The organism is Acinetobacter sp. YH12211 (genome assembly GCF_013418015.1).
GTDB lineage: Bacteria > Pseudomonadota > Gammaproteobacteria > Pseudomonadales > Moraxellaceae > Acinetobacter > Acinetobacter towneri.
Window position 1 is genome coordinate 1 of record NZ_VPCW01000033.1, and the last position, 26,308, is coordinate 26,308.

28 protein-coding genes and 1 pseudogene are annotated in these 26,308 nt (G+C 40.8%); 18 read left to right on the top strand and 11 right to left on the bottom strand.

What is annotated here, in order from left to right:
• Positions 1-307: 307 nt before the first annotated feature.
• The 4 genes from FTU98_RS12060 to ahpF all read left to right on the top strand — a co-directional run bounded on the left by FTU98_RS12060 (position 308) and on the right by ahpF (position 5,013).
• The gene (locus tag FTU98_RS12060) at positions 308-1,099 is read left to right on the top strand and encodes a hypothetical protein (protein WP_004972923.1); all 792 of its coding nucleotides are present in this window, start codon (positions 308-310) and stop codon (positions 1,097-1,099) included.
• A 30-nt stretch (positions 1,100-1,129) separates the two neighbouring features.
• Positions 1,130-2,257: a toxic anion resistance protein gene (locus FTU98_RS12065; protein ID WP_180051476.1), complete on the top strand. Its 1,128-nt coding sequence runs from the start codon at positions 1,130-1,132 to the stop codon at positions 2,255-2,257.
• 56 nt (positions 2,258-2,313) lie between these two features.
• On the top strand, positions 2,314-3,231 hold the full coding sequence (locus FTU98_RS12070; protein WP_180051477.1) for a hypothetical protein: 918 nt from the start codon (positions 2,314-2,316) through the stop codon (positions 3,229-3,231).
• Positions 3,232-3,447: 216 nt separating this feature from the next.
• Positions 3,448-5,013 carry an alkyl hydroperoxide reductase subunit F gene (gene ahpF, locus FTU98_RS12075; protein WP_180051478.1) on the top strand — a complete coding sequence of 522 codons (1,566 nt, stop codon included), beginning with the start codon at positions 3,448-3,450 and terminating at the stop codon, positions 5,011-5,013.
• Positions 5,014-5,249: 236 nt separating this feature from the next.
• On the opposite strand, the gene FTU98_RS12080 is transcribed toward ahpF, so the two are convergent.
• The 3 genes from FTU98_RS12080 to arsC all read right to left on the bottom strand — a co-directional run bounded on the left by FTU98_RS12080 (position 5,250) and on the right by arsC (position 7,673).
• Entirely contained in the window at positions 5,250-5,519 is a 270-nt protein-coding gene (locus tag FTU98_RS12080) for a YfhL family 4Fe-4S dicluster ferredoxin (protein WP_004972931.1), read from the bottom strand.
• A 27-nt stretch (positions 5,520-5,546) separates the two neighbouring features.
• Positions 5,547-6,929: a tRNA 5-hydroxyuridine modification protein YegQ gene (gene yegQ, locus FTU98_RS12085; RefSeq protein WP_136144203.1), complete on the bottom strand. Its 1,383-nt coding sequence runs from the start codon at positions 6,927-6,929 to the stop codon at positions 5,547-5,549.
• A 315-nt stretch (positions 6,930-7,244) separates the two neighbouring features.
• Positions 7,245-7,673: an arsenate reductase (glutaredoxin) gene (gene arsC / locus FTU98_RS12090; RefSeq protein WP_154320582.1), complete on the bottom strand. Its 429-nt coding sequence runs from the start codon at positions 7,671-7,673 to the stop codon at positions 7,245-7,247.
• Between the two features lie 98 nt (positions 7,674-7,771).
• Between arsC and FTU98_RS12095 the strand changes: the two genes are divergently transcribed.
• The 3 genes from FTU98_RS12095 (at position 7,772) to arsH (ending at position 9,929) form a co-directional block, all read left to right on the top strand.
• Complete coding sequence (locus tag FTU98_RS12095) at positions 7,772-8,089, top strand: metalloregulator ArsR/SmtB family transcription factor (protein WP_136144348.1); 318 nt, start codon at positions 7,772-7,774, stop codon at positions 8,087-8,089.
• Between the two features lie 4 nt (positions 8,090-8,093).
• Positions 8,094-9,152 carry an ACR3 family arsenite efflux transporter gene (arsB, locus tag FTU98_RS12100; protein WP_136144349.1) on the top strand — a complete coding sequence of 353 codons (1,059 nt, stop codon included), beginning with the start codon at positions 8,094-8,096 and terminating at the stop codon, positions 9,150-9,152.
• A 72-nt stretch (positions 9,153-9,224) separates the two neighbouring features.
• A complete protein-coding gene (arsH, locus tag FTU98_RS12105; protein ID WP_004972939.1) occupies positions 9,225-9,929 on the top strand; it encodes an arsenical resistance protein ArsH in 705 nt (234 codons plus the stop codon).
• Positions 9,930-9,978: 49 nt separating this feature from the next.
• On the opposite strand, the gene cadR is transcribed toward arsH, so the two are convergent.
• Complete coding sequence (gene cadR / locus FTU98_RS12110; protein WP_004972941.1) at positions 9,979-10,380, bottom strand: Cd(II)/Pb(II)-responsive transcriptional regulator; 402 nt, start codon at positions 10,378-10,380, stop codon at positions 9,979-9,981.
• 75 nt (positions 10,381-10,455) lie between these two features.
• On the opposite strand from cadR, the gene FTU98_RS12115 reads away from it, so the two are divergent.
• The 3 genes from FTU98_RS12115 (at position 10,456) to FTU98_RS12125 (ending at position 11,763) form a co-directional block, all read left to right on the top strand.
• Positions 10,456-11,076 carry a cation transporter gene (locus FTU98_RS12115; RefSeq protein ID WP_096901843.1) on the top strand — a complete coding sequence of 207 codons (621 nt, stop codon included), beginning with the start codon at positions 10,456-10,458 and terminating at the stop codon, positions 11,074-11,076.
• A 226-nt stretch (positions 11,077-11,302) separates the two neighbouring features.
• Positions 11,303-11,557, top strand: a complete 255-nt coding sequence (locus tag FTU98_RS12120; RefSeq protein WP_004972946.1) for a hypothetical protein — start codon at positions 11,303-11,305, stop codon at positions 11,555-11,557.
• Positions 11,558-11,577: 20 nt separating this feature from the next.
• A complete protein-coding gene (locus FTU98_RS12125; protein WP_004972947.1) occupies positions 11,578-11,763 on the top strand; it encodes a hypothetical protein in 186 nt (61 codons plus the stop codon).
• Between the two features lie 59 nt (positions 11,764-11,822).
• Here the strand turns inward: FTU98_RS12125 and FTU98_RS12130 are convergent, their stop codons facing one another.
• On the bottom strand, positions 11,823-12,602 hold the full coding sequence (locus FTU98_RS12130; RefSeq protein WP_004972950.1) for a ferredoxin--NADP reductase: 780 nt from the start codon (positions 12,600-12,602) through the stop codon (positions 11,823-11,825).
• A 102-nt stretch (positions 12,603-12,704) separates the two neighbouring features.
• On the opposite strand from FTU98_RS12130, the gene tsaA reads away from it, so the two are divergent.
• The gene (gene tsaA / locus FTU98_RS12135; protein ID WP_180051479.1) at positions 12,705-13,460 is read left to right on the top strand and encodes a tRNA (N6-threonylcarbamoyladenosine(37)-N6)-methyltransferase TrmO; all 756 of its coding nucleotides are present in this window, start codon (positions 12,705-12,707) and stop codon (positions 13,458-13,460) included.
• Here tsaA and FTU98_RS12140 read toward each other — a convergent pair.
• Positions 13,457-14,659: a DUF4010 domain-containing protein gene (locus FTU98_RS12140; RefSeq protein WP_180051482.1), complete on the bottom strand. Its 1,203-nt coding sequence runs from the start codon at positions 14,657-14,659 to the stop codon at positions 13,457-13,459. The two genes, tsaA and FTU98_RS12140, sit on opposite strands and share 4 nt — an antisense overlap.
• Positions 14,660-14,907: 248 nt before the next feature.
• On the opposite strand from FTU98_RS12140, the gene FTU98_RS12145 reads away from it, so the two are divergent.
• The 4 genes from FTU98_RS12145 to FTU98_RS12160 all read left to right on the top strand — a co-directional run bounded on the left by FTU98_RS12145 (position 14,908) and on the right by FTU98_RS12160 (position 19,306).
• Positions 14,908-16,665, top strand: coding sequence for a GspE/PulE family protein (locus tag FTU98_RS12145; RefSeq protein ID WP_179990673.1), 1,758 nt, complete (start codon positions 14,908-14,910; stop codon positions 16,663-16,665).
• Positions 16,666-16,776: 111 nt separating this feature from the next.
• Positions 16,777-17,133, top strand: coding sequence for a NirD/YgiW/YdeI family stress tolerance protein (locus tag FTU98_RS12150; RefSeq protein ID WP_179988821.1), 357 nt, complete (start codon positions 16,777-16,779; stop codon positions 17,131-17,133).
• Between the two features lie 143 nt (positions 17,134-17,276).
• Positions 17,277-17,939: a response regulator transcription factor gene (locus tag FTU98_RS12155; RefSeq protein ID WP_004972960.1), complete on the top strand. Its 663-nt coding sequence runs from the start codon at positions 17,277-17,279 to the stop codon at positions 17,937-17,939.
• 17 nt (positions 17,940-17,956) lie between these two features.
• On the top strand, positions 17,957-19,306 hold the full coding sequence (locus tag FTU98_RS12160; RefSeq protein ID WP_131261781.1) for a HAMP domain-containing sensor histidine kinase: 1,350 nt from the start codon (positions 17,957-17,959) through the stop codon (positions 19,304-19,306).
• Positions 19,307-19,417: 111 nt separating this feature from the next.
• Here the strand turns inward: FTU98_RS12160 and hemP are convergent, their stop codons facing one another.
• Positions 19,418-19,588, bottom strand: coding sequence for a hemin uptake protein HemP (gene hemP / locus FTU98_RS12165; RefSeq protein ID WP_180051480.1), 171 nt, complete (start codon positions 19,586-19,588; stop codon positions 19,418-19,420).
• Positions 19,589-19,726: 138 nt separating this feature from the next.
• Here hemP and FTU98_RS12170 point away from each other — a divergent pair, with 138 nt between their 5' ends.
• Positions 19,727-20,626 (top strand): NUDIX domain-containing protein, encoded by a 900-nt coding sequence (locus FTU98_RS12170; protein ID WP_179990675.1) that lies wholly within the window; start codon positions 19,727-19,729, stop codon positions 20,624-20,626.
• Positions 20,627-20,700: 74 nt separating this feature from the next.
• Here the strand turns inward: FTU98_RS12170 and FTU98_RS12175 are convergent, their stop codons facing one another.
• Both FTU98_RS12175 and mrcB read right to left on the bottom strand, forming a co-directional pair.
• Entirely contained in the window at positions 20,701-21,219 is a 519-nt protein-coding gene (locus tag FTU98_RS12175) for a hypothetical protein (RefSeq protein ID WP_096901888.1), read from the bottom strand.
• A 72-nt stretch (positions 21,220-21,291) separates the two neighbouring features.
• Positions 21,292-23,685 (bottom strand): penicillin-binding protein 1B, encoded by a 2,394-nt coding sequence (gene mrcB, locus FTU98_RS12180; protein WP_096901853.1) that lies wholly within the window; start codon positions 23,683-23,685, stop codon positions 21,292-21,294.
• Between the two features lie 179 nt (positions 23,686-23,864).
• On the opposite strand from mrcB, the gene FTU98_RS12185 reads away from it, so the two are divergent.
• Positions 23,865-24,782: an NAD(+) kinase gene (locus FTU98_RS12185; protein ID WP_207973958.1), complete on the top strand. Its 918-nt coding sequence runs from the start codon at positions 23,865-23,867 to the stop codon at positions 24,780-24,782.
• The gene (locus FTU98_RS12190) at positions 24,782-25,051 is read left to right on the top strand and encodes a YeaC family protein (protein WP_004972971.1); all 270 of its coding nucleotides are present in this window, start codon (positions 24,782-24,784) and stop codon (positions 25,049-25,051) included. Before FTU98_RS12185 ends, FTU98_RS12190 begins: the two co-directional genes overlap by 1 nt.
• Positions 25,052-25,137: 86 nt before the next feature.
• Here FTU98_RS12190 and FTU98_RS12195 read toward each other — a convergent pair whose 3' ends face one another.
• Together FTU98_RS12195 and FTU98_RS12200 are read right to left on the bottom strand one after the other, a co-directional pair.
• Positions 25,138-26,148, bottom strand: coding sequence for a glycosyl transferase family protein (locus tag FTU98_RS12195; protein WP_180051481.1), 1,011 nt, complete (start codon positions 26,146-26,148; stop codon positions 25,138-25,140).
• A 42-nt stretch (positions 26,149-26,190) separates the two neighbouring features.
• Positions 26,191-26,308 (bottom strand): annotated as a pseudogene (locus FTU98_RS12200) (IS982 family transposase); the annotation flags it as partial.

Here is a 26,308-nt window from a genome sequence, read left to right on the forward strand (position 1 = left end):
CTGCCATATTGGCAGGACTCTCGATTTTACTAAATACTCTTCAACTGCTCTCAGAATATTCAATAGATGAACTGAATGAAATCGCAACCATTGCACTAGGTACTTAAAGATGTGTAGATACCTATGCTTTTAAGGGGGGGGGAGGATGTCAAGCACTGGTGTTTTGAATCAGGCATCTTGTGACTGATGTTATGCGAATCTATAAAAAAGCATTTAAGCAGATCGAAATAAAAAATTGCAAAATATTACATGACCTTAGCCGAAAAACACGTACTATAAAATCATGTAAAGAGGGTTGTGATGGTCTATGGCTCAGTTTGAAGTGTTACTGCCTTTGCAAGAGATTACGGTGGATCGTGCAGAGCTTTTGGCGATTCAACGCAATGATTTAGTTCCGTTGTTGAATGATCAATATCGTCTAAATCATTATGCAGATCAGGTGATTCAAGCGCAGTCAGTTTTATTGGATGGGGTGGATCCACATTTAACTCAGCAATTGAGTGTGACCATTGAGCAGTTGATTCAGGCGCTTGGCAAATCTAAAAAAGTGTTAAAGCAACGTAAGTTTAATGCACTACAAAAGTGGCTAGGCATAGATTTGGAATATGGCGCGGGGCAAGTGCAATATTATAAAAACCTAGATCATTTATTAGGACAAGCAGATCGTTTAAGCCAAAAGCTGCAAATCGAAATTCAGAAATCACAATCACGTTTTCAGCAGTTGGTTGGTTTGCGTGAGCAAATGGCGAAATACATTCAAGCTGCCGATGAGTTTTTAGTGGAATATCCACGATTTGTGCGCAATCAGCATCCTTTGGATAATTTTAGCGAACGACTGGCCAAGAAAATTTATAGTTTAAAGACTTTGCAAAGTAGTAATGATATTGCGATTACTCAAATGCAACTTTCACAGCAACTCTCTTTTAGTTTGTTAGATCGCTTTAAAGAAGCGCAGCAGGTACTCATTCCTGCATGGCAATATCATGTCAAACAAAGTCAGCAAAGTGGCTCACACAGTCAGCTAGAAAAGCTGGATCAAAGTCGTGAGCATTTAATTAAGACATTAAGAAAATCCTTAGAAAAACCTGCGCAATCATAAGGCATGGTTTTGATTAGATAGAGGCGAAATATGACAACTTCTGAACAACGCAACGTCGCTGTGCAAGTGAGTGATGAACAGACTCAGCAACAATTTCAGCAACTCAATTTGCAGGAAATTGGCTTACAGCCTGATGACTTTCAGGAGGTGCTGGCTGCGCGTAAAGAATTAAGCGATCTTAGCCATCATTCGGTTGCAGAATATGGCAAAAATATCGCCACTAAAACGTCAAGTTATACCGATGAGCTTTTAGGTTTGGTGCAAAATAAGGATTTGGATGTCACAGGGCAAAAGCTGAATCAGGTGGTGCAGGTTGCACAGCAGTTAAATACCAACAGTATTTTAAATCCAAACAAAAGCAGTGGCTTTTTGGGTGGTTTATTCAATAAGTTAAAAGGCGCTAAACAAAGTTTTGATCAAAACTTTAACAGCACCAAAGCGCAAATTGATAGTCTGGTCACAGAAATTGAAAGCTCACAAAATGGTTTAAAAAACCGTGTAGATACACTGGATAAAATGTTTCATGGTGTGCAAGATGAATATAAACAATTGGGGATTTATATTGCAGCAGGTAAGTTAAAACAGCAGGAAATTCAGCAGCAAATTTCTGAATTTTCCGCGCAGCCGCAGGATCAGACCACGACTCAAAAAATTTATGATCTCAATCATCTTGCTAATAATTTAGAAAAGCGGGTGAGTGATTTGCAGGTGTTGCAACAATCTGCCATGCAAACTTTGCCGATGATTCGGATTATCCAGTCCAATAATTTAATGTTGGTCGATAAATTTTATGCGATTAAAAACATTACCTTACCTGCGTGGAAAAACCAGATTAGTTTGGCGATTTCTTTAAATGAGCAGAAAAACAGTGTGCAACTGGCCAACAGTATTGATGATGCCACCAATGAATTGCTGCGCCGTAATGCAGATTTATTGTATCAAAACTCGGTTGATACTGCCAAAGCCAATCAGCGTTCGGTGATTGATATTGAAACCCTTGAACACGTACAAAATACCCTCATTAAAACAGTGAACGATGTGATCCAGGTACAAAAAGAAGGCATGCAAAAACGTGCAGAAGCGACTACGCGTTTGCGAGCCTTACAGGAGAATCTGAATCAATTGGTGATTGGTTCAAGTCAACAGTCTGGTCAATAAATGCATTTTGACAATGACTTCATTTAATCTGAAATTTACCTGATAAGGAGTCGGATTTGCCCCCACTTGATGAATATGCCATTCAGCCACAGCAGCTAAAAACAGGTGTTGTGGCATTACAGCAGCGTCAAAAAAAGCTCAGTTTTTTGGCTGTGCTGTCTATGACGGTGGTGCTTATATCGGCAATTGGCTTTTTTATTCAGCAAGATGTGATTTATAGCTTCTTTGGTTTAAGCACTGAAGTTCAGCAATTACACATGCCTGCAAGTGTCGATGCGACTTTGGCAAATTTAGGGCAGCAACCTGATTATTTTTTCAGTTTGTTGAACTGGTTGGGTTGGTTGATTTTAAAACTGTCGGTGTCATTTATTGGTGCATTCGTTCTAGTTCATCTACTCAAGAAAATTCGTTTTTTTTATATTCGCTTTCAGTCCTTTGTCTTGAAATTTGTAGCTTGGTTGCTGAGTTTTATTTTACTTTGGTCGGCATTGAGTTATGTTCAGCATGACCGACAAGATGATACGCAGCAGGTATATGCCAAAATTGTGCATTATGAAAAGCACATTCAAGAAAGTGAATTGGCGCGTTATTTACAAAATGCAGAAATGGCAGCGCCTGTTGAAGCCTATTTGTTGGCGCAAACGGCATTGATGCATCATCCCGCAGATAAAGATGCAGCCATTCCGCAAGTGTTGACCTTGGTCAAAGCAGAGCAGCAAGATCCGCAATTTTTACATTATGGATTTAAACCTGAACAATTATGGACGATGCAGCAGCAAGTTTATGGCAAAGCTTTAACGCCTATGGCGCAAAGCGTACATAAGCAAGTGCAGCAAGCACAGCAATTAAATACGCTGGTTTATTATATGAATCTCGCGGTTATGGCGCTTATGTTAATACTGTCTGCGGTACTCTGGTTTTTATCGCGACATTTACAGCAGCGTATTCTGCGGATTCAACAACAACTTGAATAAAAAATGATTAGGCTCAATTGCTTAAGGCAGACATTCAGTTTTTATGTTAATGTCTAAATTGAATAGCTTTAGGTATTTTAAATGAAATAGTAAGCTTGAAACTCACTATCATTTAAAAAAACGATCATAAATATAAAAATAAACCGTTTCCCCTATGTAACTATTTTTCGTAAGATGACATCAACAAATAAATTTACTCCCTTGGAGACGTTAGCCATGTTAGACCAAAATACTTCTACACAACTTAAAACTTTATTAGAACGTCTTGAAAGCCCAATCGAGCTTGTCGCGACTTTAGATGGTTCTGATAAATCTGCCAAAATTAAAGAATTGGTTGAAGAAATTGCAGCACTTTCGCCACAAGTTACTGCACGTTTTGACGGTAACAACGCACGTGCACCAAGTTTTGGGATTGCAAAAGTAGGTGAGCAACCGCGCGTATTCTTCGCAGGTTTACCAATGGGGCACGAGTTCACTTCATTAATTTTGGCTTTATTGCAAACTTCTGGTTATGCACCAAAAGTATCGGATGAAGTATTAACGCAAATCAAAGAATTGAATCTTTCATCTCACTTTGATGTGTTTGTATCGTTGAGCTGCCACAACTGTCCAGATGTAGTACAAGCTTTGAACCTCATTGTGATTTACAACCCTGGCACAACAGCAACCATGATTGATGGTGCATTCTTCCAAGAAGAAGTTGAGCAGCGCAAAATTATGGCTGTGCCGATGGTATTCCAAGATGGCAACCACATTGGTCAAGGTCGTATGACTTTGGAAGAAATTGTAGCTAAATTAGATACAGATTCTGCGAGCAAAGATGCAGCGAAACTGAATGCCAAAGAGGCGTTTGATGTCTTGGTAATTGGTGGCGGCCCTGCAGGGAATACATCTGCAATCTATGCAGCACGTAAAGGTATTCGTACAGGTATTGTGGCTGAGCGGATGGGCGGTCAGGTGATGGATACCATGGATATTGAAAACTTCACTTCTATCCAAAAAACACAAGGTCCAAAGTTTGCGGCAGAAATGGAAGCGCATGTGCGTGAATACGATGTCGATATTATGAATCTACAAAAAGTATCTGCCATTAAAGGTGCTGATGAAACTGCCAATGGTTTGGTCGAAGTGACTTTGGAAAATGGCGCAACACTTGAATCGAAAACGGTGATCTTGTCTACAGGTGCACGTTGGAGAGAGATGAATGTACCTGGTGAAGCAGAATACCGTACCCGCGGCGTGGCATACTGCCCACACTGTGATGGCCCGTTGTTTAAAGGCAAACGTGTTGCAGTGATTGGTGGTGGTAACTCAGGTGTAGAAGCAGCGATTGACCTTGCAGGGATTGTAGAGCATGTGACTTTGGTAGAGTTTGATACTAAATTACGTGCAGACCAAGTCTTGCAAAACAAATTGAACAGCTTGCCAAATACTACTGTAATTACCAATGCATTATCGACTGAGGTGATTGGTGATGGCGCACAAGTGACTGCATTGAAATATAAAGACCGTGCGACAGATGTTGAGCATACTGTTGAACTTGCAGGAATTTTCGTACAAATTGGTTTATTACCAAATACGGACTTCTTAAAAGAGTCAAAAGTAGAGCTGACGAATCGTGGTGAGATTGTGATAAATGAGCGCAATGAAACCAATGTAAAAGGTGTATTTGCGGCAGGTGACTGTACAACTGTACCGTACAAGCAAATCATCATTGCAACAGGTGAAGGCGCGAAAGCATCACTTTCAGCATTTGATTACATCATCCGTTCAGGTCAATAAGTCTGAACGAATACATCTGAATACGCGGATTAACCATCCTTAAATTGTATTCGCTAAAAAGATAGCGCCTGAGTTCCCCAATACTCAGGCGCTATGTTCAGTAAAGTGCGTTATCGCACAGTATTAAAAGTTTATTTATTCTATTTTTGGTTTTAAGAACTGAGTCGGCTAACAACTCAGTTCTTTTTTTATTTTTAACATCCAGTTTGATTTACAGCAGTTAGATTCATTTCAGTCTAATTAGCCTTATTATTTTGTCCAAATAAATTCAACTGATTAAACTTTTCCTGTAGCTGCTCTTTGGTTTCGACATGCTCAGGATGCGGAATAATACATTCAATTGGGCAGACTGAAACGCAGGTTTGATAGTCATAAAACCCAACACATTCTGTGCAACGCGCCACATCAATTTCATACACCTTTTCACCCTCATAAATTGCTTCATTCGGGCATTCGGGTAAGCACATATCGCAATTGATGCATTGGTCGGTAATCAGGAGTGCCATCGCAATACTCGCTTAGTTTATTGCCACTTAGTTGGCTTGATAAGCCAACGATGAGGCAGAAATATCTGCAGTCGAATTTGGTAAGTTGCGAATCAGCAGGGCATAACGCATATCGACATCTGCAGGTATAGGGATTTCTACAATATGCCCTGAACCTTTGGCATCTTCAATCAGATTGCCTTTTTTATCTTTAATTTCAGTTAAAGTGAAATAGATATTGCCTTGTGGCGTCATCAATTCTAAAGAATCGCCCACTACAAAACGGTTTTTTACATCAATTTTAATGTAGTCACCATTGCGTTCTAAGACTTCACCACAAAATTGCTGATGATCAAAACTTGATGAACCTGTTTCGTAGTTTTGGTATTCGCTGTGCACATGACGACGCAAGAAACCTTCGGTATAACCACGGTTAGCTAGACCTTCTAATTGAGTCATTAATGCAGGGTCAAATGGTTTGCCTGCAAGCGCATCATCAATCGCTTTACGGTAAATTTGTGCAGTACGTGCGCAGTAGAAATAAGATTTGGTGCGACCTTCAATTTTTAGTGAATGGATGCCCATTTTAGTTAAACGGTCAACGTGCTGCACTGCGCGTAAATCTTTAGAATTCATAAAATAAGTGCCGTGTTCATCTTCTTCGGCAGCAAACATATCTTCGTCATTACGTTGTAATAACACAGGCTCGTTAAATTGATGCTGTGCCTGCATGTGTTGTTCATCTGCATCGGCAGTTTCAGAAAGATTTTTGACAGGAATTACGTCACCTGTTTCATCTTCTTTTGCATCGTGAATTTTATATTCCCAACGGCAGGCATTGGTACATGCGCCTTGGTTGGCATCACGTTTATTCATATAGCCTGAAAGCATGCAACGACCTGAATAGGCCATGCACAGCGCACCATGCACAAATACTTCAATTTCCATGCCAGGCACGTTGTTTTTAATTTCTTCAATTTCATCAATCGACAATTCACGCGAAAGAATGACACGGGTTAAACCCATATTTTGCCAGAATTTCACCGTTGCCCAGTTCACTGCATTGGCTTGTACCGATAAATGTACAGGCATATCGGGGAAGTTTTCACGCACCATCATAATCAGACCAGGGTCAGACATGATCAGTGCATCGGGTTGCATAGCAACCACTGGCTCTAGGTCACGAATAAAGTTTTTGAGTTTGCTGTTATGCGGCTGGATGTTCACCACCACATAAAACTTTTTGCCTAATTCATGCGCTTCTTGAATACCAATTGCCAAATTGTCATGATCAAATTCGTTATTACGCACGCGCAAACTATAACGCGGCTGACCTGCATAGACTGCATCTGCACCATAAGCAAAGGCATAGCGCATGTTTTTTAAAGAACCAGCAGGAGAGAGAAGTTCGGTGACGTGGGAAATGGTCATGATCAAAAAGCAATAGCAGAAATATGGCTTTATTGTATGAATCTAAATTTAGGATTCAACCTAGTAAATAGCTCGGGATTCAGAAGAAAACTCGTGCTGCTTGGGAAGGGAGATAAAAATTCAATCAGTGGTTTTGCAAGGTCGTTTTGATCTGAAATTAGAAAGCATGTTTTATCCATCACATGGAGAGCATCTGTTGTAAATGATCTTGATATAGAAAGTTCCTCATCCTGAGCCATACAGAATCTAAGAGAAGGGACTTTCATACCAATTTGACTCATTGCCTATAATCAATTTCTGATGGATAAAAGCGTGTTAACGTACTCGTTGCCCATGTTCATCAATGACCACCTCACCATCTTCTTTGCTGAAGCTTTTTAGTTGTGGTTGAGTGAGCAAGTCTAAGACCAGTTCAGAAGGGCGGCACAATTTCACACCTAACTCGGTCACGACAAATGGACGATTAATTAAAATCGGATGCTCGACCATCAATGCAATTAATTCCGCATCGCTGTGTGAACTACCTTCAAGTTGCAACTGTTCGTATGGTTCTACATTTTTGCGGATTGCATCGCGCACGCTTAAACCTGCTTGTTGAATCATGCTAGTAAGTTCAGCTTGTGTAGGTGGGGTTTTTAAATATTCAATAATTTCAGGTTCTTGTCCTGTATTACGAATTAATTCTAAAGTATTGCGTGACGTTCCACAGGCAGGGTTATGAAAAATTTTGATGCTGTTGCTCATGTGTAGTGACCCGTTTTAGTCTGATAAAAATTCAATATTGCATTTATATATGGATATGCGTATATTCGCAATAGTTAATATTGAAGTGCAGATAAAAAATGAATCAAACTGATTTTTTTAAATGTTTGTCAGACCCAACCCGACTGGACATTCTGAAATTGGTGATGGCTCAACACAATATTTGTGTATGCGAATTGACAGAACAATTGCAGTTAAATCAACCGAAAATATCACGTCATTTGGCGTTGTTACGGAATTTATCTATTTTGCTAGATCAACGTCAGGGGCAGTGGGTGTATTACCGTTTGAACCCAGATTTACCCGAATGGGCGTTTGCTGTTTTAAATATTATCGCGCAGCAAGATGTCAGCCCGATGAAGCACATCAACCCTACAATTGCAACACATTGCGAGTAAGCACATGGCACAGTCCAAACTTTCTTTTTTAGATCGTAATCTGACCTTATGGATTTTTATTGCCATGGGGCTAGGTGTTGCGATTGGCGTGGTATTTCCTGCAGTATCGGCAAGCTTAGATCAAATGAGTGTGGGAACAGTCAATCTTCCCATTGCGATTGGTTTGATTTTGATGATGTATCCACCATTGGCAAAAGTCGATTACGCAGCTTTGCCAGAAGTGTTTAAAGACCGCCGAACCTTGTTGTTGTCTTTGGTACAAAACTGGTTGATTGCTCCGTGTTTGATGTTCGCTTTGGCGATTATTTTCTTGCAAAACTATCCTGAATATATGACAGGTTTGATTTTAATTGGTCTGGCACGCTGTATCGCGATGGTCTTGGTCTGGAACAACTTGGCTTGTGGTGATAACCAATACGTGGCTGCATTAGTTGCGTTTAACAGTATTTTTCAGATTATATTCTTTAGTACTTATGCATGGCTGTTTCTGAGTTTCTTGCCGCCGTATTTTGGCGTGGCAGGACAAGTGATTGATGTTGGTTTTTGGACAATCACCCAAGCTGTTTTAATCTATTTGGGTATTCCTTTTTTGATGGGCTTTTTAACACGCTTGATTTTAGTGAAAAGCAAAGGCTTAGATTGGTATCAAACGTCTTTTTTACCCAAAATTAGCCCATTTAGTCTGTTGGCATTGCTATTTACCATTGTGGCGATGTTCGCACTAAAAGGCGCAGAAGTACTGAGCTTGCCGATGGATGTTTTACGCATTTCCATTCCATTGATTATTTACTTCGCTGCCATGTTCTTTATTAGCTTCTTTATGAGCAAATGGATGGGCAATGATTATCCACGGACGACCGCCATTTCCTTTACCGCAGCAGGGAATAATTTTGAATTAGCACTTGCTGTTGCCATTGCAACGTTTGGCTTGGCTTCTCCCGTTGCATTTACCACGATTATTGGCCCTTTGGTTGAAGTGCCTGTGTTGATTGCTTTGGTGAGTGTGTCTTTATGGCTGCGTAAAAAGTTTTATCAAAATGAGTCGATTGTCAGTTCAAAGTAATTTTCTTCATTTTGAGGTTTAAGATAAAAACATGGGCATGCGTTGCCCATTTTAGTTTTAAGAGTATGCAGCATGGTATTACCCAATATTGATTTAGATTTATTGCCTACACCAAGTTTTGAACAGGTGCAGGCAAAGCCGTTGAACCATCCGCCACGTATTTTATTGATGTACGGTTCAAACCGTGAGCGTTCTTATAGTCGTTTGGCGGTACAGGAAGCGGGTAGAATTTTGGAGCACTTTGGCGCTGAGGTAAAAATTTTCCATCCCAAAGGTTTGCCTTTACCTGAAGATGGCGATGCTTCACATCCCAAAGTTCAAGAGCTGCATGAATTGTTGGCGTGGGCAGAAGGTATGGTTTGGTGTAGCCCAGAACGTCATGGTTCAATGAGTTCGATTTTCAAAGCACAAATTGACTGGATTCCGCTTGCCGCGGGCGCAATTCGTGCCACACAAGGTAAAACGCTTGCTTTAATGCAAGTGTGTGGCGGGTCGCAGTCATTTAACAGCGTCAATCAATTGCGTATTTTAGGACGTTGGATGCGGATGATCACCATTCCCAATCAGTCTTCTATTCCTAAAGCCTTTTTAGAGTTTGAGGAAGATGGCCGCATGAAAGCGTCTAGCTATTACGACCGTATTGTCGATGTGATGGAAGAGTTATATAAATTTACTTTGCTGACTCGCGGGCAAGCAGCATATTTGGTAGATCGTTATTCTGAACGTGTGGAAACTGCCGAGCAGCTATCGAAGCGTGTTAATCAGAAGTGTTTATAATCCAATTTTAGATACGTAAATACTGCATTACAAAAGGCTTAGAGAGCGATTATTCGGCTTCAAGTCGCTTTAAAATCTGACAATCATCAATGGTTGTTTGCGTGGTGCAGGCTTGTCTAAGTTGCTGAAGTTGTAGCTGAAAATGCTGCAACTCGGCAATTTTATCTTCTACATGCCTTAAATGTTCATCAATCAATTCATTCACAGCGCAGCAGTTTTGTTTCGGCTGTTTTTCTAATTCAATTAAGGCTTCAATTTCTTTTAAGTTCATATCTAAAGCACGGCAACGCTTAATAAAAATCAAACGCTTGAGTGCCTCATCGTTGTAATAGCGATAATTATTTTCGGCACGAAAGCTTGGGGTGAGTAAGTGTTTCTTTTCATAAAAACGAATTGTATCTGTGCTGACTCCAACTTTTTTAGCTAATTCATGAATTAAATATTGTGCCATACTTGACCTTGGACTAAGTCTATAGTTTTAAATGAGCATAATCGAAACAGTTTCATTTTGAAAGAAGGTGTGTCTATGGCATGTACGTGTAGTCATGAACCTGCGCCAATCAAACCGAATAGTAAATTTAGAACCGCGTTATGGATTGCATTGGTGATCAATCTCAGCATGTTTTTTATCGAGTTGATAGGTGGTGCCTATGCCCATTCATCATCCCTATGGGCAGATTCACTGGATTTCTTTGGAGATGCTGTCAATTACGGGATTTCACTTGCGGTGTTAAGTGCAAGTTTGTATTGGCGTGCTACTGTGGCTTTGGTCAAAGGCATCACGATGGCCTTGTTTGGTGTGGTGGTGATGGGCAAGGTTATCTATGCCTATATACAGGGTATTCCACCTGAAGCCATAACCATGGGTATTATTGGGATCATCGCCTTATTAGCCAATGTGGTTACTGCATTGATTTTATATGCATTTCGAGATGGTGATTCGAATATGAAATCGGTGTGGTTATGTAGCCGTAATGATGCGATTGGTAATTTCGCAGTTATTTTGGCGGCAGTGGGTGTATTTGGTACGGGTAGTTTGATTCCAGATCTTGTGGTAGCCGTGATTATGGCGAGTTTGGGCTTAACAGCGGGGTATCATGTGATTCAGCAAGCTTTGGCTGAACGAAGAATGAATGTACCAGAATAAAGAATAAACGTAAAAAGCACTCCATCTGATTTGAGTGATTTAGATGGAGTGCTTTTAATTTTTTGTAGTCGCAATAATTTTAAAATTTGAAGTAAAAATAACGATAAGTTATTCCAAATTGCTATTTACAAAAAATAATATATAACTAAAATTAAAAATAAATTGATGTATTTAAAAATAATTTACACGATGAATAATATTTAATTTTTTTTAAATTGAGGGTTAAATGAAACTAATTAAATTATTTTCTATAGCAAGCCTGATTGCTTTGGCTGGCTGTAGTTCTAAAGTAGTGACTTATGATACTGCAGGGCAAGTGATTGGTTCATGTGTCGCTACACAGGGCTTTATTTTGGGGGCTAAAGCTGTGTGTTATGGTGGTGCCAACATACAAGGCATTAACTATTCTAAAGTAGATGAGCGCACGGGTTTATTGCCAACCATACCAAATAATTCGCAGATTTCACTGCAACAAGACTAATTTTTTAGAGGGGTAATACAATGAAAATTTCTAGTTTAATCGCATTAACAGCGGCTATTTTGATGACAGGTTGTGCTTCAAAAGTGACAACTTATGATTCGAGTGGTCGTATGATTGGTTCATGTCAGGCAGAGCGTGGGTTTGTAATTGGTGGTGGTGCACACTGTGAAGGACGTGCTAACCAAGAAGGTCGCAGTGTACGTTAATTGATGCTAATGACAAAAAACCGAGCTATTTAGCTCGGTTTTTTTAGATTCAACAGCTTTTATTTTTCAACGAAAGCACGTTCAATCACGTAATCGCCCAATTCACCCATACGTGGTGATTCTTTTAAACCATGTTGGTCAAGTAATGCTGCAACATCTTTTAAGAATGCAGGGCTACCACATAACATGGCACGGTCAGTTTCAGGGTTAAAACGTGGTAAACCAATTTTTTCAAAGATTTCACCCGATTCAATTGCCGTGGTCACACGTCCTTGGTTTGGATATTCTTCACGTGTAACGGTTGGGTAATATACCAGTTTTTCACGAATACCAAGTTCTTGGAAAAACTCGTGATTTGGTAATTCATTTAGAATTAAATCTTGATAAGCCAATTCAGAAATGAAACGTGTACCGTGAACCACAATCACTTTTTCAAAGCGTTCATAAGTTTCAGGGTCGCGGATGGTTGCCAAAAATGGAGCTAGACCTGTACCTGAAGAAAGTAAGTATAGGTTTTTACCAGGATTTAAATCATCCAGTACCAAAGTGCCTGTAGGTTTTTTAGAAACCAGCAATTCATCGCCCACTTTTACTTTTTGTAAAATAGACGTTAAAGGGCCATCAGGTACTTTAATTGAGAAGAATTCTAGCTCTTCTTCATAGTTAGCACTGGCAATCGAGTAAGCGCGCATTAAAGGCTTGCCATTTACTTCCAGACCAATCATCACAAATTGACCGTTTTTAAAACGTAGTGCGGTATCGCGAGTCGTTTTAAAACTGAATAAAGTGTCATTCCAGTGGTGTACGTGAGTAATCTTTTCGACGTTGAAAGCAGCCATTAAAGGTCTCAATAAATTATCAAATTAGAACAGCTTGCTATTCTAATCTAAAATCATTCTCTATAAACTGAATATATTTAATTGAGCTTATCAGAAAAAGTGATGAAGACTGATCTAAAAATGCCAATAATCGGATTTATGCACTCTCCCTACCGAGAAAAATTTGGTATTCCTCGTCAACCGAATCTGGTACAAGTCGAATCGTATATTGAAATGCAGGCGCCTTATAACGATGTGTTGGCATTTGAAGGGATCGAAGCGTTTAGTCACTTATGGTTAATCTGGCAATTTCACGACAATAAAAACCAAACCGATGCTCATCCAACCGTACAGAAACAGCAAAACCCCTGTTTTCGTGCACAAGTGCGTCCGCCACGTTTGGGTGGTAATCAAAAAATAGGTGTGTTTGCGACGCGCAGCATGTATCGACCTGCACCCATTGGTTTGTCTGTGGTGCAATTTAAACAGGTCAAAAAAGTGGGTAAGTCACTGCGAGTTTATGTGACAGGGGCAGATTTACTGCATGGCACGCCTATTTTGGATATTAAACCTTATATCCAATATTCAGATGCTGTGCCTGATGCACAAAGTGGTTATGCGCAAGATGAACCCATAAGAAAAACAGTGCTATGGATGGACACAGCAGAAGCGCAAAAAAATCAGTTACTCGGCTCAGGCGTATTGCAACCACAAATTGTGCAGGAATTGGAACAGGTCTTGTCTTTAGATCCACGACCTGCATATCAGGATGATGCTGAACGAATTTACACCATGAATTTTGCAGATTTTGATGTCAGTTTCCGTGTTGATCAGCACGCAGTATATATCCTAAAAATTGTTTTAATCGCTGTCGATTAAACCAGCATATATAAAATAGCCACCAACGCCAGCATGTGCAGAATTTGGGCAGGGGCGAAATACAGTGCAAAGCGCAAACCACCAATGAGCGCGGCATTGACGCATTTGGCAATCGCATGTGCCACCACACCTAAAATTAAGGCATACAAAAGTACCTGCTGGCTCGGTGGACCTTGCATCACCACGGTTGCAATTGCGGCATGAACCTCAAATAACGAGGCGAGCAGGGTACCAATGATTAAACCTGCATCCCCAAGGGTTTGTTCCAAGCCGTATACCATCGCTTGAATTGCGGTCAATGTCGCCATAATAATTGCGGCTTCTTTAAGGCTAAACATACGGGTATCGGTTTCTGGCTTTGCCGTTGCCGTACTTTTATGTTTTTTAAGCAAGCATACGCCGACCAAAATTAAAATGCCAATGCCTGCCAGACTGGGCATAATTAACAGCTTAAACCACGCCAGATTGACACCCGCCACAATAATCAACATTTGCGCTAAAGTTGCCACGCAAGACATCAGCGCTGCACCTGCATTGGCACGTGCGTCGCCACGACCTGCGCGTACTTCCATGCCTAAACTGGCAATGGTTGCGGTGCTTGATACAAAACCTGAAGCAATTGCAGATAATATGAGGGCGTTGCTGCTTGAGAGTAAACGCTTGGCGATATGCGCCAAAGCCTGCACACTTAGAATTAAAATCAATAATTTTAAAATCACATAAGGATTAAGCACATTGCCCCATAGTGCAGTATTAGGCGTCAGTGGCAAGGCAATTAACACCAAAGCCAGTAAAAACAAGCCATCACGTAGTTCAGCTTCGGTAATCCACTGACTGACAATGCCATGCATGGTGTGCTTGGTCATGAGTAAACCTGTCAAAATAACCGATAAACCTGCTGCCAATGGAATATTCCATAAACACAAGGCACCAATAAAATAGGTCATCACGAAGGCAAGTTCGGTGGTAGCGCCGGGGTCATCTTCCGTTTGATTTTTGAGGGAATATAAGCCAATTCCCCCAACAATCAACGCACCCACAATGGCAATGCTCGTGCCCAATAAGAAGCAAATGGCACCTAATAATGCGCAAATTCCAAAGGTACGTACGCCTGCAAAACGGTGATGTTGTCCATTTTTTTTACTGCGTTCACGCTCTAATCCAATCAGTAAGCCACAGCCAAGTGCTGCTGCAAACATGGTGAGCAGTTCGGGAAAATTGGTTGTAACCAAAGATGGAGGAGTCAGAAAATCCACAGCAACATTCCAAATACAAGGTGTTATTTTAAACATCATATATTTGAATTGTGTTTATCGCCATTTATGAATCTATTTTCACTCTAAAATTATGGCTTAATCGAACCATACAAGATTACTGTATTAAAGAAGTCATTCAGCCCTGAAAGCAAACTCTGCTATAGTAAACCCAGATTTTGGGGCATATAACAATGAATTTTAATTTTGAAATAGACAGTACTTGGTGCTTAGAACAATTAGTCAAAGATCGTAAAATTACCGAACGTGATCAGGCTTTGGTACAAACCACGCATCGTCAACGTGATCAATTAAAATGGCATCCGTTACAATGGATTGCCAACTTTAATTTGGTCGATCAAAGTCATCCCCAAACCACTTTAACTTTAAACCGTTTATGCCAATGGCTGGCTGATAAATCAGGCTTGCCATTCTATATTATTGATCCGTTAAAAGCCGATGTTGCTGCTTTAACAGCTGTGATGTCGCAGGAATTTGCACTGCGTAACCGTATTTTAGCGGTGGAAGTGACTGCAGATGCGGTGTTAATTGCGACAGATCAACCTTATAAAAAAGAATGGGTTGCCAACTTAGAACATAGTTTATTGCCCAAAAAAATTCAGCGAGTTTTACTCAGCCCAGATCAATTACAGCGTTATTTGATCGAATATTACCAAGTGAGTCGCGCAGTACACTCATCACAAAAATCTTCTGCACATGACCGTGAAAATAAAGGGGTCGAGGCTTTATTGCAATTGGGCGATACCCAAAACCCAGATGCCAATGATCAACATATTGTGAAGTTGGTGGATTGGGTGCTGCAATTTGCCTTTGAACAAGGCGCAAGTGATATTCACCTCGAACCACGTAAAGACACAGGCAAAGTACGTTTTCGTATTGATGGCGTGTTGCACACCATCTATAACATGCCTGCCAATACGCTTACCGCAGTCATCTCACGGATTAAAATTTTAGGGCGTATGAATGTAGCCGAAAAACGTAAACCGCAAGATGGACGTTTAAAAACCCGAACTCCAAAAGGACAAGAAACTGAACTGCGTTTATCGACCTTACCAACGGCGTTTGGCGAAAAACTGGTGATGCGTATTTTTGACCCAGAAGTATTGGTACGCAGTTTTCAGCAATTGGGTTTTGATAGTCGTTTGTTGAATGAATGGCATGCCCTGACTGCACATAGTCACGGCATTATTTTGGTTACAGGCCCTACAGGTTCGGGTAAAACCACCACGCTGTATTCATCGCTAAAGCAATTGGCTACCGATGAAGTCAATGTCTGCACCATTGAAGACCCGATTGAAATGTTAGAACCGAGTTTTAACCAAATGCAGGTGAATACTGCAATTGATTTAGGTTTTGCCGATGGTGTGCGTGCCTTAATGCGTCAAGACCCTGACATTATTATGGTCGGAGAAATTCGAGATCAGGATACCGCAAATATGGCGATTCAAGCGGCACTGACGGGGCATTTAGTTTTATCGACACTGCATACTAATGATGCGCCGTCAAGTTTGACTCGTTTGCATGATTTGGGCGTGCAACCATTTTTGACTGCTGCCACAATTTTAGGCGTTTTGGCACAGCGTTTGGTGCGTAAGCTATGTCCGCATTGTAAGCAGGAAGGCTCAATAAATGAAAAAGACTGGGAACATTTGACCTTTGACTACATTATGGAAATGCCTGCACAAGTGTTTAAACCTGTCGGATGCGATGAATGTCGTCAAACGGGCTATAAAGGTCGGGTCGGAATTTATGAGTTTATGCCTTTAAGTTTAGACACCAAACAGCTCATCAGTGCCAATGCCAATTTAAATGAATTACGTCAGCAAGCTAAAAAAGAGGGCATTGAACCGTTGCGTATTGCAGGCGCACGCAAAGTTTTAGAAGGCATGACCACTTTAGAGGAAGTGTTGCGAGTCGTGCCATTAAATTAGCAGATTCAAACTTTTTACGATGAATTTTAAAAAATGGAAATCTTAAGATTCAGCTCATCTTGCTTTGTTTTAATCACCATAACGAAATGAGCAACACAAAAAGGTGAAGCAATGAAATTTACAATGAAAGCAATGTTGATGGCAGGTTTAATGGCAATGGCTTCAATCACCATGGCAAACGACAGCATTAACACCCAAGCACTACATCAAAATGTAACTGTAAAACAAGCTTTAAGCCTGAAAGATGACAGCAAAGTGCAGTTAAAAGGTTATGTGGTGAAATCTATTGGTGATGAAAAATATCAGTTCCGTGATAACACAGGCACTATTACGGTCGATATTGATGATGACTTATGGAATGGCAAAGCAGTTTCTGCCAAAACGCCTGTTACCTTAATTGGTGAAGTGGATATTGATCACAAGCCTACAAAACGTATTGAAATAGATGTGGATCAAGTTCGTTTCTAAATCTACGCTGTGTAAAACAGCATTAGTTGCTACACAAAACTGATTTCACTCAAAAACCACATACGCTGTAAGGTGTATGTGGTTTTATCATGTAAAGTATTTTGAAATCATAAAATTTTGAAGCATAAATAACAGAGGAAGATATGCGCTTACTCTTGGCTGAAGACGATGTATCGCAAGCAGAAAGTATAAAAACTTGGCTGGAAATGGATGGTTATAATGTCGATTGGGTTGAACGTGGTGATCATGCCATTTTAGCGATTCAGCAGCATCATTATGATTGTGTGTTGTTAGACCGTGGGTTGCCTAAAAATAGCGGTGATGAAATTCTACACGCTTTACGACAGCAGCAACAGGACACACCTGTTATTTTTATTACTGCGCGCGATAGTATTCAAGATCGGGTACAGGGACTTGATTTAGGTGCCAATGATTATTTGGTCAAACCGTTTAGCCTTGAAGAACTATCGGCGCGGGTACGCAGTCAGTTACGCAGTGCGCAAAGTCATCCGACACAGCAGCTTGAATTTGCCAACTTGGTTTTAGATACGCAAAGCAAACAAGTGAAAGTGGATGATCAACAGGTCAATTTAACGGCCAAGGAATTCCAGATTTTACATAAACTGATGCAAAACCCGCAGCATGTGGTGACTCGTGAACAGCTCGAAGAGTCTTTATATGCATGGGGCGATGAAATTGAAAGTAATGCGATTGAAGTATTTATTTATCAATTACGCAAAAAAATTGGCAGTAGCCGCATTAAAACCATCCGAGGTTTAGGCTATCGTATGCAGCAAGATAACTAATTCAGTTTGATCTCCGCATGTCTAAACAGGTCATTTCTTTACAGTCCAAACTGGTTAAAAGCTCCGTTTTAAGTTCGGTCTTGGCGGGTGGACTCGCCCTGATTTTATTATTGGCGGTTGCCAGTTATCAGACCATGCGCGTGCATGATGACATTATGGATGAAATAGCCGATATGTTGCTGCGAGCAGACTTGCGTGACCATGCAGGCAATCAGGTCGATGAGTTGAGTGAGCAATTTCATATTGCCTATCAATTGGGATTAGATGATCTGATTTTGACTACCTCTGAAGATGAACATGACATTTCTCAGCTTCACTTGTCTCAGCTTGCCGTGGTATCTGAGCATGGTTTTTCATTTCACTGGCAAGATGGACAAATTTGGCGCAGCTATGTGGCAGAGGAAGATGGCTTGCATGTGATTGTCGCGCAGCCGCTTAAATATCGCTTCAAGGAAATTGCTGCAACCAGTTTAGGTTATGCCGCTATTTTATTGCTGTTGTGGTTGCTGCAATGGGCCATTGTGCATTTTATGATTGGTCGTCAATTTAAGCGGATTCAGCAACTCTCCCAACAAATTGCAGAAAAAAATCAACATGATTTGACGCCAATTATCCCCACACAACCTGAATTGAAAGAACTGCAACCCATGCTGCAGCAATTGAATAAATTGTTGGGGCGAGTAGAGCAGTCTTTAATTGCAGAACAGCGATTTACAGCAGATGCTTCGCATGAATTACGCTCTCCTTTATCTGCCATTCAATTGCGTTTGCAGGTGCTAAAACGTAAATACCAACAACAACCTGAGTTGGCACAAGATTTAGAGCAAATTCAGCGTGATGTCAGTCGTGGTACACAAGTATTGGAAAATTTGCTGTTATTGGCACGTTTAGACCCGACAGATGCGGCATCGTTAAATAAAAGTGCGGTATCTATAGCAGACTTGGTGCAGGAAGTTTTACAAAGTCTGACGCCGTTTATTCAGGAAAAAGCCATTCAGATTCAGTCAGATATTCAACCGATACAAGTGCAAGGCAATCCTGAATTGCTATTTAGCTGCCTGCGCAACTTGATTGACAACGCAGTGCGTTATGCAGCACCTCAAGGACGTATTTGGATTGAAGCGAAACCGCATGAATTGATGCAGGAAATTTGCATCGCCGACAATGGTCATGCAGTGACTGATGACGTTTTGGCACGTTTGGGCGAACGCTTTTACCGTGCTTTAGGCAGTAAAGCTCAAGGTTCTGGTTTAGGACTGTCGATTTGTAAGAAAATTATAGAGTTGCATGCAGGAAAAATTGAATTTTCACGTGCTGAACAAGGTGGTTTAAAAGTGCGTATTTTGTTGCCTAAAGCCCAGTTGTAAATATGATTGGTTTTAGGAAGCAAGTTAAAATTAGACAAGTCAGAACTTAAAAGCAGTATGCGCTGATTCATACTGCTGTTTCCACGTTTATTATTGTGTTGATTATTTTAATTATTTTGTGAGAATAAGACGATTGTTACGGGTTAAGCGTAAACGATATTCTTCGCCTGCATGCAAAATACGAATTTCGCGTCCTAGCGCAAACAAGTTATTTGAATGTAACATAGGTAGGGCATGCTGAGTGTCTGAATGAAGTGAAAATAAATTAAATGGGGCGTTCATTTTGAGTTACTCCGTGGTGTGTAAGAATTGTTTTAAATGATAATCATTATCATGTAAACCTGTCAACGGATTTTTTTTAATTTTATAAAAGTCTACAATTTGCAGTTAAACGTACATTGCAGAAAAGGAAACGGGTTCATGTCCAAGCCAAATATTCATGTGGCAATTGCGCTGTTATTTCATCAAAACAAAGTGTTAGTGGGTTGGCGCGAAGCCAAACAACATCAGGGCAATAAACACGAGTTTCCTGGTGGAAAAGTGGAAGCAGGCGAAACTCCTGTAGATGCCTGCCGCCGTGAGGTGTTTGAAGAAGTTGGTATTGGCATACAGCATTGGCATGCCTTTGATATTATTTGCCATGAATATGATGATGTGATTGTCAATCTGCATATTTTTCAGGCTGCTGTACCTGCGGCTTTATTAAAAGATATTCAAGTGCCTTGGACATGGTTTAGCCGTCCGCAACTTTTAGAGCTGAATTTTCCGCAAGCCAATCGTGCAATTGTGCAACGACTGGCGTGGCAACAGGCTATTAAAGTCAGTGAAGATTTAAAACATTTAGCAAATTTGCCTAAGCAAAAACTGCTGTATTGGCGGGTTGAGCCCAATGCTGCCTGCAAGGTTGAATTGTCAGAATATTGCATTGAGCAACTGGGGCAAGTGATTATCAATTTGGAATTGTGGAAGCAATTAAATACGATTCAGCAACACGCGATTGCAGCAATTCATTTGAAACAATCGCAACTAATGCAATTCCAAAAGGGCGATTTAAAAGTCGGGCAGCGTTATATTGCAGCATGTCATGACATTGTTTCGGCACAACATGCACAGCAAATTGGCTGTGAAGCAATTTTGCTCAGCCCTGTTTTAGCAACTACTACGCATCATGATGCCACACCTTTAGGATGGGAAAAATTCCAACAGATTGCTGAGTTTGTCGATATTCCTGTTTTTGCTTTGGGTGGCTTAACTCAGGATGATTTTGCTACGGCAGAGCAGCATCATGCCTATGGCATTGCAGGCGTACGTTTTATTTGAATTTCTGGTTTGACAAATAAAAAATCGCTGATGTAATTACACTCAGCGATTTTTAGTTTATTAAATCATCGTCCTTACAAATCCTTCAAAGCTTGTTGGGCTTGCGCAAGGCTTTTGGCATTATTTTGTTGCTGTGCTGCTTTTTGAATGACTAACCACAATTGACGTTTCATGGCATCGCTTTGTGCATAGCTTAAACCACGACGTGCCAAGGCTTCTGCATTGGCAGGTTGCTTTTTTTGGTTGGCAATTAAAGCCAAATATAAATAGGTTTCAGCCGCTTGCGGGGCAAGTCGCTGCGCTTGCAAAGCTGCTGTTTCGGCCTGATTGAATTGACCTTGTTTATAAGCGGTCTGGGTTTGCTGCATCAACTTTTGAAAAGCAGGCAAACTACGACCATCCTCTAATTTTTGTTGCACGGTTTGTTGTGGCACCACCACTTGCAACGATTGACGCTTAATTTCTTCACGTTCATAAGGACGAATCACCACACCTTCTGGTGTCGTCACAGTTTTAGGTTTTTCAGGCACAGGCTGAGGAGCAGGCGGTTCAGGTAAACTCTGGCAAGCTACAATCGTTGCCATCGCACCCATAGCGAATGTGGTGAAAAAAACCTGTCTTAAACGTGATAATTTCATAAGCGTAACCAATCGATATCCTCAAGTTTAATTGATATAACTGCCACTTGAGATGACACGACCATCGGTATTGTCATCTGTTACGGGTTCAGTTTCACGGATATAATTTTCGATACTGTCACTGGTTTCAGGAGCTGTTTGCTGAGTTTCAGTATCGGGTTGGTAAACGGGTTCAACTTGATAGTGTGAAAAACCACATGCGGTTGCCTGACGCGGTACATTATTACGATTCACTGGAATATACATCGCACCTTCACAGCCTTGTGCAGATAAATGCCCAGAACTGCGGTCAATCCAATGCCATTGAATTTGTTCGGTCTGACGTAAGTTGACAGGTTTTTGACGCAATTGCTGCATCACATTACTCCAGACAGGCAAAGCACCAGACGAGCCTGTTAAGCCTGTGACTTTGTTATCATCCAAACCAAGCCATACAACGGCTAAATAATTGCCTGAATAGCCCGCAAACCATGAATCACGAGTATCATTGGTTGTACCTGATTTGCCTGCCAATTTTAAATCTGTCGATAAGCTATTGTAAGCTGAACGACCTGTACCAGAACTCATCACTTGCTGTAAGCCATAATTCAAAATATAGGCGGCAGAAGGATCAATGGTTTGTTGTACGGTTAAACCATAACGATCCAGTAAACGTCCATTGGCATCGACTACGGTGCGAATCGCTTTGGTCGGATATTTAAAACCACCAGTGGCAAAGTTGCCATAAATATCCATCACCTGCATAGGCGATAAATCTACTGCACCCAAGAAAATAGATGGATATTGCGGAACCGCATCACTTGGTACACCAAATTTAATGAGGTGATTACGGAAGGTAGATAATCCAAACTCCTGTCCCAAACGAACTGCAGATAGGTTATAAGACTGAGATAGGGCTTGTGACATAGACACAATCCCATGATCGCTGCCGCTATAATTACGTGGTGTCCAAGATTTACCATCAATTGGGATGCTGATTTGGCTGTCTTCTACAGGACTTGCCCAGTTATATCGACCAGACTCAATCGCACTTAAATAAATAATTGGTTTGAGCAGTGAGCCAACTTGACGTTTGGCATCCAAGGCACGGTTAAAACCCGTAAAATCTTGCGTAGAACCTACCGCTGCCACTAACTCGCCATTTTCAGGATGAGAAATTAGCACCGCGCCTTGTAATTCTTTTAAACGCTTTGGATTGGCTTTGCTTAAACGCTCAACCGATGCTTTAAAAGCATTTTGTACGTTGGTTTGTGCAATCGGATCAAGCGTCGTGAAGATACGCAAACCCTGATTGGTCAAATCTCCTTCTTGATATTCAGTACGTAATTGACGGCGGACAATATCTAAAAAGTCAGGGAAACGGGCAGGGCCAATGGTCGGTTTTGTAATGACATTTAAGGGACGCGCAGTTTCTTTTTCATATTGTTCTTGGTTTAAATAACCCATCACCAACATATTGTTTAGTACAATGTCACGACGTTTTTTGGCAGCTTCAGGGTTGCGCCAAGGATTATATAATGATGGACCTTGTACCAAACCGACCAAAAAGGCTTGTTGTGAAATGTTTAGCTCACGCAACGGCATACCAAAATAAAACTGTGAAGCTAGACCATAACCATTAATAGAATAGTTACCGTTTTGACCTAAATTCACCTCATTTAAATAGGCTTCTAAGATTTCATCTTTGCTGTAATGTAGTTCAATCAGCATGGCCATGAGTGCTTCATTGGCCTTACGTTTTAAGGTGCGTTCTGGGCTTAAATAAAAGTTTTTCACCAATTGCTGCGTAAGGGTAGAACCACCCTGACGTTTGCCACCAGTGACGTTGCTGACAATAGCACGTGCAGTACCACGAATTGAAACGCCGTGATGTTGATAGAAATTACGATCTTCAGTGGCAATAAGGGCTTCAATCAGCGGTTTAGGTACTTTATTCAGTTTAATCAGCACACGATCTTCATTGTGCTGTGGATAAATTCCGCCAATCAACATCGGTTCTAAACGTGCAATACCTGTATTAGATGGTTTGGTGGCGCTCACTTCACTAATTTGATTGTTGGCAAAACTGACTTTTAAAACCTGTTCAGGTTCGACACTGTCTCCAAAGTCAAAACCACGGGTATGCACAAATAAAGTATTACCATCGCTGACATAACTGCCTGATTTAGCATAATTATCTGTATTTTTATAGCCAAGCAGTTTCAGTTCTTGAGTAAAGTCGGTCTGGCTGACAGGTGCATTGCTATACACTTCTAACGGGCGTGCAAAAACCTTGGCTGGAATATCCCAACGCTGTCCTTCAAATTTGTCTCTGACAATATTATCCAGACGAATCAAGTAGATACTAAATGCAATAAATCCACCAATAACGATGATGCAAAATAGTAATGCAATTATGCCTATGCCACGCTCAGACTTCATAAATCGCGATAAGATCCTGATAAATTTTGCTAATCATGCGAAGCTTTTACTGAATTTGCAATAATTAATCTGTGACTGAAGGGAAAATATCGTCATAAAATTGAGCAGAAATGTAGTTTTAAAGTTTTTTTAAATCAACTAGGTTAGTGCTATGATAGGCGTCGAATCGTAGCGGAGCGATATCGCAGGTGCAAATTTCACATAAGAACTTTCGGAACATTGGACTGATTGGCCGTCCAGACAAATATTCTGTCGTAGAAACATTATGTCTGATTCACGACCATATTTTAGGATTGGGTTTGCATCCCGTTTTTGATTCTGACACTGCTCAACTTGTACCTTATAACAACACCCAAACAGTCAGCCGTGCTTTATTAGGCGAAGTGGTCGATTTGGTGATTGTGGTGGGGGGGGATGGTTCATTGCTGCACGCAGCGCGCGCTTTGGTTAAATACAATACCCCTGTAATTGGTGTGAACCGTGGGCGTTTAGGCTTTTTAACCGATATTAAACCGACAGAAGTAATCTTTAAACTCGATCAGGTTTTGCAAGGACATTTTCAGTCAGACCGTCGTTTTTTATTGGAAATGGAAGTGCGCTCTAAAGGTGAAATCATTTATGAAGCGATTGCCTTAAATGATGTGGTGCTACATTCGGGTAAGTCGGTTCACATGATTGACTTTGAACTGAATATTGATGGGCAATATGTCTATCGTCAGCACAGTGATGGTTTAATCGTTTCGACCCCAACAGGTTCAACGGCTTATGCCTTGTCAGGCGGTGGCCCAATTGTGCATCCGAGCATGGATGCAATTGCATTGGTGCCTATGCATCCTCATACCTTGTCTTCACGCCCAATTGTAGTGGGTGGACACAGTGAAATTAAAATCAATATTCGTGAAAACCGTGTGTTGCCGATGGTCAGTGCCGATGGTCAACATAGTGTTTCATTAAATGTTGGAGATAGTTTGCATATCCGCAAACATCCTTATAAATTAAATTTATTACATCCACCAGGTTATGACTTCTATATGGCTTGTCGTACTAAGTTAGGGTGGAATCAAGATTTTGAATCAATGCAACAGCAGGATGAATGATGAATATTGAACAAATGCTTGCCGTACTCGATCCTGAAATTGTTGGACGTTTAAAAACGGCAATTGAAATTGGCAAGTGGCCAAACGGTGTTGCGCTGACCCAAGAGCAACGTCAAATTTGTATGCAAGCAGTATATGCGTGGGAAATGAAAAACCTGCCTGAAACTGAGCGTAGTGGTTATATTGACCGTGGCACTAAAGAAGAAGGCGAGCAGTGTGATGACGATCATCACAAGCATGAAGAATTTAAACCGATTCGTTTTGTTTAAATGATGTAAGAAAGCTTTCAGAAAAATTGAAAATACAAAAAAAGACACCTGAGATGGGTGTCTTTTTTTGTATTTTCAATGACGTTTTAGTTGTGACGATTTTGCCAAAGCTGCTGTGCGTTTTGCATCGCTACAGCATAATCATCACAAACGCCCATGGTATATAAAGCGATACCTATGGTTTCGGTAATGGCGACTTCACCATACTCATGAGTTTGCTGATCTAGCCAGACGGCTTTAAATATTGCCAAATCCAGTTCTTCTTCTATAGGGCTGCGGTTATCGGTCAGTTTAGGCAGTTCGTGTTCATATAAAGCGCCATTTTTGATGCCACAAATTAAAGTTTTGGCATCGGGGTTGCGTTCAAACTCGCCACCTTCGCCTTTAATCACTGCACTGTTTTGATAACCCAGCTGAAATGCGGCTTGTTGATGTGAACTGCGATAGGCAGGGTGAAAAATCGCCTGCATGGTGGCTTTGGCATTAAAAGGGTTGATTAAACGGGCAAGGGTATGAATGGGTGAACGTAAACCCATCACATTGCGTAAATTAATCAACTCACTCAAAATCGGTGAAATAACATCCAATGGTAAGTAAGCAAAATTACGCTGTGCCAATTGCTGTTCAACGTCTAGGTCATTTTGGCAAATTGGATAATCTAAATATTGCAGTGCTTGTTCGGTATATAAACGGTTGATGGTATGCCCACAAGCACCATGCATCACCACTTTATAGTTATGTTTTGCTAAAGTCAGCGCTGCCAATAAAAACCACGGATAATGTCTGCGTTTACCTGCATAAGATGACCAGTCTAAATCGACCTGAAGCGGTTTAAATTGCAGTTGATCACGGGTAGCTTGTACAAAACCTGCCAACTCCTCTACAGATTCTTCCTTCACACGCAGCAACATTAAAAAAGCACCCAATTGCACATCCAACACTTCATTGCGCAAAATCATAGAAAAAGCTTGATAGGCCTCGTCATAGGTCAGTGAACGTGCGCCTGTTTTGCCTTTGCCAATAATTCGAATAAATTGTGCGAATGGATGTTCTGCATCTTTATAAATATTTCTTTTATTGGGGTTTGTATTTGGCATAAGCGAGTTCACACACATCTTTAGTTAGTATACTAACCCCAGTTACGGATAAGCCAAAGATTTAATCACATGAATTTTAGGCTTATTCTTTTGGCAAAGTTGATACGCACATAGTGAAGAAAATACGCCTGCTAAAAAACCAGCAATCGAACGATGTTTA

Excerpts from the sequence above, each read along its gene's own strand:
- FTU98_RS12060 (WP_004972923.1), top strand. The coding sequence starts at position 308 with ATGGCTCAGTTTGAAGTGTTACTGCCTTTGCAAGAGATTACGGTGGAT.
- FTU98_RS12065 (WP_180051476.1), top strand. The coding sequence starts at position 1,130 with ATGACAACTTCTGAACAACGCAACGTCGCTGTGCAAGTGAGTGATGAA.
- ahpF (WP_180051478.1), top strand. The coding sequence starts at position 3,448 with ATGTTAGACCAAAATACTTCTACACAACTTAAAACTTTATTAGAACGT.
- FTU98_RS12080 (WP_004972931.1), bottom strand. The coding sequence starts at position 5,519 with ATGGCACTCCTGATTACCGACCAATGCATCAATTGCGATATGTGCTTA.
- yegQ (WP_136144203.1), bottom strand. The coding sequence starts at position 6,929 with ATGACCATTTCCCACGTCACCGAACTTCTCTCTCCTGCTGGTTCTTTA.
- arsC (WP_154320582.1), bottom strand. The coding sequence starts at position 7,673 with ATGAGCAACAGCATCAAAATTTTTCATAACCCTGCCTGTGGAACGTCA.
- FTU98_RS12095 (WP_136144348.1), top strand. The coding sequence starts at position 7,772 with ATGAATCAAACTGATTTTTTTAAATGTTTGTCAGACCCAACCCGACTG.
- arsB (WP_136144349.1), top strand. The coding sequence starts at position 8,094 with ATGGCACAGTCCAAACTTTCTTTTTTAGATCGTAATCTGACCTTATGG.
- arsH (WP_004972939.1), top strand. The coding sequence starts at position 9,225 with ATGGTATTACCCAATATTGATTTAGATTTATTGCCTACACCAAGTTTT.
- cadR (WP_004972941.1), bottom strand. The coding sequence starts at position 10,380 with ATGGCACAATATTTAATTCATGAATTAGCTAAAAAAGTTGGAGTCAGC.
- FTU98_RS12115 (WP_096901843.1), top strand. The coding sequence starts at position 10,456 with ATGGCATGTACGTGTAGTCATGAACCTGCGCCAATCAAACCGAATAGT.
- FTU98_RS12120 (WP_004972946.1), top strand. The coding sequence starts at position 11,303 with ATGAAACTAATTAAATTATTTTCTATAGCAAGCCTGATTGCTTTGGCT.
- FTU98_RS12125 (WP_004972947.1), top strand. The coding sequence starts at position 11,578 with ATGAAAATTTCTAGTTTAATCGCATTAACAGCGGCTATTTTGATGACA.
- FTU98_RS12130 (WP_004972950.1), bottom strand. The coding sequence starts at position 12,602 with ATGGCTGCTTTCAACGTCGAAAAGATTACTCACGTACACCACTGGAAT.
- tsaA (WP_180051479.1), top strand. The coding sequence starts at position 12,705 with ATGAAGACTGATCTAAAAATGCCAATAATCGGATTTATGCACTCTCCC.
- FTU98_RS12140 (WP_180051482.1), bottom strand. The coding sequence starts at position 14,659 with ATGTTTGCAGCAGCACTTGGCTGTGGCTTACTGATTGGATTAGAGCGT.
- FTU98_RS12145 (WP_179990673.1), top strand. The coding sequence starts at position 14,908 with ATGAATTTTAATTTTGAAATAGACAGTACTTGGTGCTTAGAACAATTA.
- FTU98_RS12150 (WP_179988821.1), top strand. The coding sequence starts at position 16,777 with ATGAAATTTACAATGAAAGCAATGTTGATGGCAGGTTTAATGGCAATG.
- FTU98_RS12155 (WP_004972960.1), top strand. The coding sequence starts at position 17,277 with ATGCGCTTACTCTTGGCTGAAGACGATGTATCGCAAGCAGAAAGTATA.
- FTU98_RS12160 (WP_131261781.1), top strand. The coding sequence starts at position 17,957 with ATGTCTAAACAGGTCATTTCTTTACAGTCCAAACTGGTTAAAAGCTCC.
- hemP (WP_180051480.1), bottom strand. The coding sequence starts at position 19,588 with ATGAACGCCCCATTTAATTTATTTTCACTTCATTCAGACACTCAGCAT.
- FTU98_RS12170 (WP_179990675.1), top strand. The coding sequence starts at position 19,727 with ATGTCCAAGCCAAATATTCATGTGGCAATTGCGCTGTTATTTCATCAA.
- FTU98_RS12175 (WP_096901888.1), bottom strand. The coding sequence starts at position 21,219 with ATGGGTGCGATGGCAACGATTGTAGCTTGCCAGAGTTTACCTGAACCG.
- mrcB (WP_096901853.1), bottom strand. The coding sequence starts at position 23,685 with ATGAAGTCTGAGCGTGGCATAGGCATAATTGCATTACTATTTTGCATC.
- FTU98_RS12190 (WP_004972971.1), top strand. The coding sequence starts at position 24,782 with ATGAATATTGAACAAATGCTTGCCGTACTCGATCCTGAAATTGTTGGA.
- FTU98_RS12195 (WP_180051481.1), bottom strand. The coding sequence starts at position 26,148 with ATGCCAAATACAAACCCCAATAAAAGAAATATTTATAAAGATGCAGAA.